This window comes from Micromonospora sp. CPCC 206061 (genome assembly GCF_036906915.1).
Taxonomy (GTDB): domain Bacteria; phylum Actinomycetota; class Actinomycetes; order Mycobacteriales; family Micromonosporaceae; genus Phytohabitans.
In genome coordinates this window covers 1-839 of record NZ_JBAKHX010000225.1, presented here as the reverse complement: position 1 = coordinate 839, position 839 = coordinate 1, and the positions used below count along the sequence as shown (strand labels likewise).

At 67.1% G+C, this 839-nt stretch carries 1 protein-coding gene; it reads left to right on the top strand.

The window, feature by feature from the left end; translation table 11 throughout:
* The coding region (locus tag V6V89_RS41505) for a transposase (protein ID WP_334625242.1) at positions 1-665 on the top strand (665 nt) is incomplete at its 5' end.
* Positions 666-839 lie beyond the last annotated feature (174 nt).

The following is an 839-nucleotide window of genomic DNA, read 5'->3' as shown; positions in this document are numbered from 1 at the left end:
GCCGGCGGGCCGGCGTGCGATTCTCCATCACCATCGCGGTCGACCAGAAGGTTCGTAGGGCGATCGATACGATCCCGGCCGACGCCTGGGTGGAGATCGAATACCCGCAGCCGGTCTGGGACGAGCAGCAGCAACGCTTCATCTCCCGCGCGCACATCGCCGAAACCCGCTATACCGCGTTCGAAAGCACCCGCCACGAGGTCACCGCCCGGCTGATCGTGCGCCGGGTCCCCGACCTCAACAAGCACAGCGTCGACGGCCAAGGCGAACTGTTCACCGCCTGGCGCTACCACGCCGCCTTCACCAACAGCCCGTTCACCCTCGTCCAGGCCGAAGCCCAGCACCGCGCCCACGCCGTCATCGAACAGGTCTTCGCCGAGCTGATCGACGGCCCCCTCGCGCACCTACCTTCGGGCGACTTCAACGCCAACAACGCCTGGCTTGCCTGTATCGCCATCGCCCACAACCTCACCCGCACCGCCGGCGTCCTGGCCGGCCGCCGCCACGCGACCTCCCGCGCCGCCACGATCCGCCGACACCTGGTCAACGTCGCCGGCCGGATCGCCCGACACGCTCGCACCACCACGATCCATCTGCCTGAACACTGGCCCTGGCAACACGAATGGCTACAACTGTTCACCACCGCGCACGCCCCACCGACCTGACCGTCCACATCAGACAGCTCCGTGCGGCCAGCGCCGGCCACCACTACCACCAAGCCCGACCAACCACCGAGCGCATCGGCAAACCCGGCCGATCAATCCAGCACGCCCCAAACAACAGCAAGATCACCACACCGCGGCAGCACAACAACCCGAATTCATCGGTGGATCAGGGCT